Source organism: Streptomyces sp. NPDC031274, from assembly GCF_055570235.1.
Window position 1 is genome coordinate 125,347 of record NZ_JBVIHP010000029.1, and the last position, 7,881, is coordinate 133,227.

At 70.7% G+C, this 7,881-nt stretch carries 6 protein-coding genes and 1 tRNA gene; 5 read left to right on the forward strand and 2 right to left on the reverse strand.

Annotation, left to right across the window (positions count from 1 at the left end; genetic code table 11):
* The first annotated feature begins 1 nt into the window (after position 1).
* Genes ACZ5CR_RS35855 through ACZ5CR_RS35865 form a run of 3 tightly spaced genes read left to right on the forward strand, consistent with a single transcriptional unit; the run spans position 2 to position 3,479 of the window.
* Positions 2 to 970, forward strand: a complete 969-nt coding sequence (locus ACZ5CR_RS35855) for an NAD-dependent epimerase/dehydratase family protein (protein WP_468865467.1) — start codon at positions 2 to 4, stop codon at positions 968 to 970.
* Complete coding sequence (locus ACZ5CR_RS35860) at positions 967 to 2,016, forward strand: methyltransferase (protein WP_468865469.1); 1,050 nt, start codon at positions 967 to 969, stop codon at positions 2,014 to 2,016. The genes ACZ5CR_RS35855 and ACZ5CR_RS35860 overlap by 4 nt, the downstream gene beginning before the upstream one ends.
* A complete protein-coding gene (locus tag ACZ5CR_RS35865) occupies positions 2,013 to 3,479 on the forward strand; it encodes an FAD-dependent oxidoreductase (protein ID WP_468865472.1) in 1,467 nt (488 codons plus the stop codon). The genes ACZ5CR_RS35860 and ACZ5CR_RS35865 overlap by 4 nt, the downstream gene beginning before the upstream one ends.
* 418 nt (positions 3,480 to 3,897) lie before the next feature.
* On the opposite strand, the gene ACZ5CR_RS35870 is transcribed toward ACZ5CR_RS35865, so the two are convergent.
* A tRNA-Ala gene (locus tag ACZ5CR_RS35870) sits at positions 3,898 to 3,970 on the reverse strand.
* 182 nt (positions 3,971 to 4,152) lie between these two features.
* Between ACZ5CR_RS35870 and ACZ5CR_RS35875 the strand changes: the two genes are divergently transcribed.
* On the forward strand, positions 4,153 to 4,701 hold the full coding sequence (locus ACZ5CR_RS35875) for a helix-turn-helix domain-containing protein (RefSeq protein WP_160506124.1): 549 nt from the start codon (positions 4,153 to 4,155) through the stop codon (positions 4,699 to 4,701).
* Positions 4,702 to 4,750: 49 nt separating this feature from the next.
* Positions 4,751 to 6,220 (forward strand): serine/threonine-protein kinase, encoded by a 1,470-nt coding sequence (locus ACZ5CR_RS35880; protein ID WP_468865475.1) that lies wholly within the window; start codon positions 4,751 to 4,753, stop codon positions 6,218 to 6,220.
* A gap of 78 nt (positions 6,221 to 6,298) precedes the next feature.
* On the opposite strand, the gene ACZ5CR_RS35885 is transcribed toward ACZ5CR_RS35880, so the two are convergent.
* Positions 6,299 to 7,633, reverse strand: a complete 1,335-nt coding sequence (locus ACZ5CR_RS35885) for a hypothetical protein (RefSeq protein WP_468865485.1) — start codon at positions 7,631 to 7,633, stop codon at positions 6,299 to 6,301.
* Positions 7,634 to 7,881 lie beyond the last annotated feature (248 nt).

The window sequence follows — 7,881 nt, forward strand, 5'->3', positions numbered from 1 at the left end:
GATGCAGACACCGATCGGCAAGAAGATCCTGATCACCGGGGCGACCGGTCTGGTGGCCCGCACGGCCGCCGAGACACTCGCCCGGGACAACGAAGTCTGGTGCCTGGGCCGGTTCTCGGACTCGCAGACGGAGCGCGGGCTGCGGGACCGGGGCATCCGGACCCGGCGCTGGGACATGGCCGCGGACGGTCTGGACGGGGTCCCCGAAGACTTCACGCACGTCCTGCACGCGGCAGTGGAGCGGGGCGACGGGGACTTCGAGGAGGTGGTGACGGTCAACTCCGTCGGCACCGGCCGCCTGATGAACCACTGCCGCACCGCCGAATCGTTCCTGTTCCTCTCCACCAGCGCGCTCTACGCGCCCCGGACACTGGACCACCAGTACACCGAGACCGAGCCGCTGGCGGCCCACTCGGCCTTCCTGCCGACCTATCCGGTGGGCAAGCTGGCCACCGAGGGAGCCGTACGGGCGCTCGCCGTGACGCTGGGCCTGCCCACCACCATCGCCCGGCTCAACGTCGCCTACGGGCCGCACGGGCACGGCGGGGCCCCGGTCATCTACTACCGGACGATGCTCGCCGGGGAGCCCGTCGCGGTCCCGCACACCGACCAGCACTACTGCTCCCCGATCCACACCGACGACATCGCCCGGCACGTACCGGGCCTGTGGGCCGCGGCGACGGTCCCCGCGGCCGTCGTGAACTGGGGCGGGGACGAGGTCGTCGGCGTACGCGACCTCCTCACCTACATCTCGGCACTCACCGGGGTGCCCGTCGATTTCGTCCCGAGCGACGTCACCCGCGCGGTCGTCGCGTACGACGACACCCGCCGCAGGAGCCTGGTCGGCGCCTGCGAGTGGACCTGGCGCGACGGAGTCCGCCAGGTCCTTGAAGCGCACTTCCCCGGCTGTGTCACCGCCGCCGCCCGACAGACCCGCCCGACAGACCCGATGGAGAGGCACCTTCCGTGACCGGTTCAACCGCACGCACCAAGCCGCTGCCGGAGCCGTCCACCGAGCCGCAGGTGCTTGGCCTGCTGGAGCGCGCGCTGAGCACCAGTTGCGCCGCCTCGCTGCGCGCGGCCGTGAAGCTCGCTCTCGCCGACGCCCTCGGCGACGGCCCCGCGACGGCGGACGCCCTTGCGCGGACCGTCGGAGCCGACCCGGACGCGCTGCGGCGCCTGCTGCACTCGCTCACCTGCCACCAGGTGTTCGCCGAGGATTCCGAGGGCCGTTTCGTCCCCTCGGAGATCTCCCGGCTGCTGCGCACGAACACCCCGGACAGCCTCGATCAGCTTGTCTTGTGGATGACCGAGCCGTGGACCTGGGAGCTGTGGGGCCGGCTCGACGAGTCCGTGCGCACCGGCAAGGACGTCTTCGTCGACCTCCACGGGCGGGAGTTCTTCGACCAAGTGCACTCCGCGTGGCCGGAATCCGCGGCCGTCTTCGACCGAGCGATGACCCAGGCGAGCGCCCAGTCCGCCAGGGCCGTCGCGGGGGCCGTGCCACTGTCCGGCGCTCGGACCGTCGCCGACATCGGCGGCGGCCAGGGCGGACTCCTCGCCGCCCTTCTCGAGCACCACCCGGACGTACGGGGAATCCTCTTCGACAGGCCGGACGTGCTGGCCGGCGCCGACGCCCGGTTGCGCGAGGGCGGTGCGCTCGCCCAGCGGGCGGAACTGGTCGCCGGGGACTGCCGTGAGGCCGTCCCGGCCCATGTCGACGCGTACGTCTTCAAGAACGTCCTGGGGATGAACGACGAGGATGCGGTCGTCGTGCTCAGCAACGTCGTACGCACGGCCCGTCCGGGTACAAGAGTGATCATCGTGGAGAACCTGGTCGACGACGGCCCCGGCCAGATGTTCAGCACCGGGATGGACCTGCGGATGCTGCTCACCGTCGGAGGCCGGAAGCACACCCGGCAGAGCCTGCTCGACCTGGTGGAACAGGCGGGTCTGGTTCTTCGGGACGTCCGCCCGGTCAACACCTACCAGCACATGATCGAGGCGACGGTGTGAAGGACAACGCCCCGAATCCCGACCCGACGCCCCGGACCGCCGACGTCCTCGTCATCGGGGCAGGCCCCACCGGCCTCCTCCTGGCCGGCGACCTCGCCACCGCCGGAGTGCGCGTCACCCTGCTCGAAAGGCGCGAGCACGCCGCCGACACCGCCATGACCCGCTCCTTCGCGGTGCACGCCCGCACCCTGGAGCTGCTCGACGCCCGCGGCCTCGGCGACGAACTCGTCGCGCTCGGCCGCAAGGCACCCGTGATCGGTGTCTTCGGCAGGATCGAACTCCGCCTGCACCGGCTGCGCTCCCGCTTCCCGTTCGCCCTGATCACCCCGCAGTACCACGTCGAACGGCTCCTGGAGCGGCGGGCGCGCGACGCCGGGGTGCGGATCGTGCGGGGCACCGAGGTAACGCTGCTGCGCCAGAACGACAAGGTCGTCGAGGTGGAGACGTCGGACAAGGACGTCTGGACCGCCCGATACTTGGCCGGGTGCGACGGCGTACGCAGCTCGGTGCGGCGGATGGCCGGCATCGGATTCCCCGGCAAGTCGGTGGTGCGTTCAGTGATGCTGGCCGACATCCGGCTCACCGAGATCCCCGTCGACGCCGTGACCACCAACTCCAACGCGCATGGCTTCGCCTCCCTGGTGCCGTTCGGCGACGGGTGGTACCGGGCGATCGGCTGGGTCGCGGGGGACGAGCGGCCCGACGACGCGCCGGTGACGGCCGAGGAGCTCTCCGCACTGCTGCGCCGGGTGCTGGGCTCCGACTACGGCATGCACGACCCACGCTGGATCTCCCGATTCCACAGCGACGAGCGGCAGGCTGTGCGTTACCGCGAGGGCCGAGTGCTGCTGGCAGGCGATGCCGCGCACGTGCATTCGCCCGCCGGCGGCTTGGGGATGAACACGGGGCTCCAGGACGCCGCCAATCTGGGCTGGAAACTGGCCGCCGTGGTCCAGGGGCGCGCAGGGCAGCCGCTGCTCGACTCGTACGAGCGGGAGCGCCACCCCGTGGGACGGCAGGCGCTGCGGGTCTCCGGGGCAATCACCAGGGGCGTACTGCGCTCTCCTCGCAGCCGACTGGTGCGCGGCCTGCGCGAAGTCGCCTTGCCTGTGGTGAACCGGCTGAACCTGCTCACGGCGACGGGAGAGCACCTGCTCTCCGGCATCGGCATCGCCTACCCTGCGCCGCGCGGCAGCCACCTGCTAACCGGCCGCCGGGTCCCCGACCTTCGGCTCTCCGGCGGGCAGCGGCTGTACGAGGTGCTGCGCGACGGCCGGTTCGTGCTGGTCGCCCAGGGGCGACCGGTGCCGGAGACGGAGTGGCTGCGCGTCGCTGCCCCCGCCGGGGATCTGCCAGGGCCCCTGCTGATCCGCCCCGACGGCCATATCGCCTGGGCGGCCGACGCCCAAGACCTCAAGGGCCTTCGCGTGGCGCTGAGGCACTGGCCGGTGACGTCAGCCTGACTCTTCTGCGGCGCGGGCCGCACCACGCTTCGTCATCCTCTGCGGGTCTTCACTGTCGGTAATGCCCCAACTCCTTTCGGAGAATCAGGCGGCTGCGCGGGCGCGCCACACTGCGACTGCGCCCGGCTCCGTTCGACTCTCCGCGCCGCCCGCCGCACCGCAGAGCCTGAGCGAGTTCGACGCCTTCGCCGTGGACGCGATCCCCGCTCCGGGACACCCGCGGTACTCGCGCACCGAGATCGAATACCCCTCATGAGGACCCGCGCCTGACCGGCGGGCCGTCTACTGCCCCCTCCGCAGCTCCATGGTCGGCGGGTCGCGGCCCATCAGCACGACCGCGCTGACACGTCAGCACGGAAGATCGGCACAAAAGAACCCCCCTGACCACGTTTCCGCAGTTCAGAGGGGTTCATGCAAGTGGAGCCTAGGAGATTCGAACTCCTGACATCTGCCTTGCAAAGGCAGCGCTCTACCAACTGAGCTAAGGCCCCGAAAACGGCGCACCCAGCCGGAAGAACATCGCTCCGGTGGGCAACGCAGACCAGAGTACCGGGTCACCCCCCGGATTCCGCAAAAGGATTGGGGGTCCCGGTGAACGACCACGCTCCGTAAGATGCTCGGCGTGGTTCGCGGCAGCGAACCACGGTTTTTGGGGAAGCGATGGGGAGACGCAATGGACGCCGCACAACAAGAGACGACCGCGAGAGCACGAGAGCTCCAGCGGAACTGGTACGGGGAGCCGCTGGGGGCGCTCTTCCGTCGTCTCATCGATGATCTGGGCCTCAACCAAGCACGCCTAGCCGGCGTCCTCGGTCTGTCCGCGCCCATGTTGTCCCAGCTGATGAGCGGGCAGCGCGCGAAGATCGGAAACCCCGCGGTCGTCCAGCGCGTCCAGCTCCTTCAGGAGCTGGCGGGCCAGGTCGCCGACGGCAGTGTGAGCGCCGCCGAGGCCACCGACCGCATGGACGAGATCAAGAAATCTCAGGGCGGCTCCGTCCTGACGAACACCTCGCAGTCGACGACGAGTTCGGGTGCGCCCACGGTGAAGCGTGTGGTGCGCGAGATCCAGTCACTGCTGCGCTCCGTCGCGGCGGCGGGCGACATCATAGATGCCGCGGACTCCCTCGCCCCGACCCACCCGGAACTGGCAGAGTTCCTCCGGGTGTACGGCGCCGGACGCACCGCGGACGCGGTCGCCCACTACGAGGCGCACCAGAACTGAGCCGTCGGCCGGGCCACCGGGCGGCCCGGAGGGGGAGCGATGCGCGACCATGGGTGAGGTCTTCGCCGGCCGCTACGAACTGGTCGACCCGGTCGGCCGCGGGGGAGTCGGAGCGGTCTGGCGCGCCTGGGACCACCGGCGGCGCCGGTATGTGGCCGCCAAGGTCCTGCAACAGAGCGACGCGCACGCGCTGTTGCGCTTCGTACGGGAGCAGGCGCTCCGGATCGACCACCCTCATGTGCTCGCGCCCGCCAGTTGGGCCGCCGACGACGACAAGGTCCTGTTCACCATGGCCCTGGTCGCCGGCGGCTCGCTGGCTCATGTGATCGGGGACTACGGCCCGCTGCCGCCCCGCCTGGTCTGCACGCTCCTTGACCAGCTGCTCTCCGGTCTCGCGGCGGTGCACGCCGAGGGGGTCGTGCACCGTGACATCAAGCCCGCCAACATCCTGCTCGAGGCCACCGGCATCGCGCGTCCGCATCTGCGGCTCTCCGACTTCGGCATCTCGATGCGGCTGGGCGAGCCGCGGCTGACCGAGACGAACTATGTGGTGGGGACGCCCGGCTACTTCGCGCCCGAGCAAATGATGGGCGCCGAGCCGGACTTCACCGCCGACCTCTTCGCCGTCGGCCTGGTGGCCCTGTATCTGCTGGAGGGTGCCAAGCCGGACGCCAAGGCCTTGATCGAGCACTTCGCCGCGCACGGCACGCCTGGGGCGCCACAGGGCGTGCCTGAGCCGCTGTGGCAGGTCGTCTCCACACTTCTCCAGCCGGATCCGCACGCGCGGTTCCGCACCGCCACGGGTGCGCGCAAGGCGTTGACGTCGGCTGTCGAGCTGCTGCCCGAGCCGGGGCCCGACGACGAGATGGTCGAAATATTCGACCAACTGGGTCCGCTTCCCCATGGGTTCGGCCCCGACGGCCCTCTCACGACTCCGCCGCAGCCGCCTGCCTTCGCTCCCCCTTCGGTTCCACCGCCGCCCCTCTCCGCCCCGCAGACGGGAAGCTTCCCGCCGGCTCAGCAGCCGCAGGGCACGCCGCCATCGGGGCAGCCGGCACAGCACGTACAACCCCAGCCCCAACCCCAGCCCCAACCTCAGTCCCAGTCCCAGCAAACACCGCCGCCACCACCACCGCCTCCGCCGCAGGAGCCGACGACGCCACCCCCGCTCCCCGCTCAGTCCCCGCACGTCCCCTCCCCCCACCACATCCCGGCGCCAGTCCCGGTTCAGGTACCGGCGCAGACCCCCATGTATCTACCCACTCACGAGCCGTCACACTCCGTCACCGCCTCGGTGCAGCGCGTGTCCGCCCCTATTTACCCGTACACCGCTCACGCCCCACAGGCCCCACAGGCCCCTCACGCCCCGCAGGCTGCCCCTCAGGCCCCGCTCCAGAGCCGACCCGTTCAGCATCGGCAGAAGAAACGACCAGGACCGCCCCCGAAAGTGGCGATCCCGATGCTGCTGGCCGCGCTGGCGTGCTTCGCGCTGGGCTTCTGGGCCTTGACCCAGGTCTGAGCCAGAGCAGGGCCAGAACAGGGCCAGTCCAGGGCCAGTCCAAAGCCAGTCCAGGGCCAGACCCGAGTCAAACCCGAGTCAGACCTGACCCGCAGCCCGTCGCCGCCCGATCAGCGTCCACACGCCCAGGACCGCGAGCAGCAAGGTCCCAGCACCGAACCCACCGGCGGCGACCACCTTCATGACGTCCCCATTGCCGCTGCCGCTGCCGCTGCCGCTCCCCCCGCCGTCCCCACCGCTGTCCCCGGCAGCCGTGTCGCCCCGCGCCGCGGCGTCCTTGTCCTGACCGGTGACGCTGAACTGATCGGCGGGCCGCGCCGTCCCCTCGTACGCGGGCCCCGCCTTCGCGGTGCCGTCGACGTTCACCCGCAGCGTCAGATCCAGCGGCCCCTCGCCGAACTGCCGGGCGACCTGTGGATTGAGATGGACCGAGAGGTAGTACCACCCGGCGAACCGCGTTCCGGCCACGCCGTCGATCGGGGAGTAACGGTTCTCGTACGCGACGGGGGCCAGCGGTTCCAGCGCGGTCGTTTTCTGTTTGCCGTCGTATGCCGCGTCGGCGTCGTCGATGCGCGCGCGCACCGGATTGGACAGTGACATGACGAACGCCGACGTCACGTAATCGCCCTGCCCCCCGCTCGCGCTGCCCAGCTCGGCACTGGCGGAGATCTGCTGCCCCCAGTCGACCGGCACGCGGTAGAAGAGTGTCTGGCCGGGCTCGATCCGGTCGCCCCAGACGCCCGTCCGCAGCGCCCGGGCGTCATTGAAGCCCGTACCGCCCCTGCGTTCCTTGCGCTCACCGCCCGGAGGCGTGGGCGAGGCGGAGTTCCACGACTCGGGCGGCGTCGTGGAGGCGTCCTTGGCCGCCCCGGGCTCCGAGACGACCCGGAGCTCCGTGTCCCACGTCTCCGTGCTGGATCCGGGTCGGGTGTTCCGCTCGACCACCGCGTAGTACGTGCCGGCCGACTTGCACCTGTTCGCGGTGGGGCCCACCTCCCGTACCGCCCAGGCGGTGATGGGCCGCGGGCTCTGCGACGTACCGAATCGCGCGTCCTGGGAGTTGCAGTTGTTGCCGTTCGCGTCCTGCAAGGACACCTTGACGCCGTCCCCGTAGACGACACGGGCGTCGAGCCCGGGAATGGCGGTGGCCGAGACGTACACGGTCTCTCTGGCGCCGAGTTGAAGCTGGTAGTAGAGCTTTTCCCCGCGCGCGAGGGAGCTCTTGTACGTCGACCCGGGCGCGAGTTTCGCACTGCCCATGCTGCTCTCGGCCCCTTCGACCGGTACGGCCCGGTCGGCGAAGACATAGGGACTCGGTGTACCGGCCGCCGCGGCCTGTCCCGGCAGCGCCATCAACGCGCACAGCGCCGCTCCCGCGGCCAGCGTCGCCCGGCCTCTGCGCAGCCGCCCCATCACGTGCACCCCTCCCCGACGAACCAGCCGTCCCGGCCGCTCATGTCCGTGTGGATACTCGACAGCCTTTGCCCACGCAAGGCAATAGCTTGCGTGCGCAAAGATCAGGGTCCGGAGACGTCCGGACAGCACAGGGCCCCGGGGGGGGGAGAGGGGAAGGGGACGGGGGGGGGAGGGGGGGGGTGTTCCCGCACGCAGCAGAACGGGAGGGGGAGCTGTCCCCCTCACCAACCCCCTTGCTTCCTCTC

Excerpts from the sequence above, each read along its gene's own strand:
- ACZ5CR_RS35855 (WP_468865467.1), top strand. The coding sequence starts at position 2 with ATGCAGACACCGATCGGCAAGAAGATCCTGATCACCGGGGCGACCGGT.
- ACZ5CR_RS35875 (WP_160506124.1), top strand. The coding sequence starts at position 4,153 with ATGGACGCCGCACAACAAGAGACGACCGCGAGAGCACGAGAGCTCCAG.
- ACZ5CR_RS35880 (WP_468865475.1), top strand. The coding sequence starts at position 4,751 with ATGGGTGAGGTCTTCGCCGGCCGCTACGAACTGGTCGACCCGGTCGGC.
- ACZ5CR_RS35885 (WP_468865485.1), bottom strand. The coding sequence starts at position 7,633 with ATGGGGCGGCTGCGCAGAGGCCGGGCGACGCTGGCCGCGGGAGCGGCG.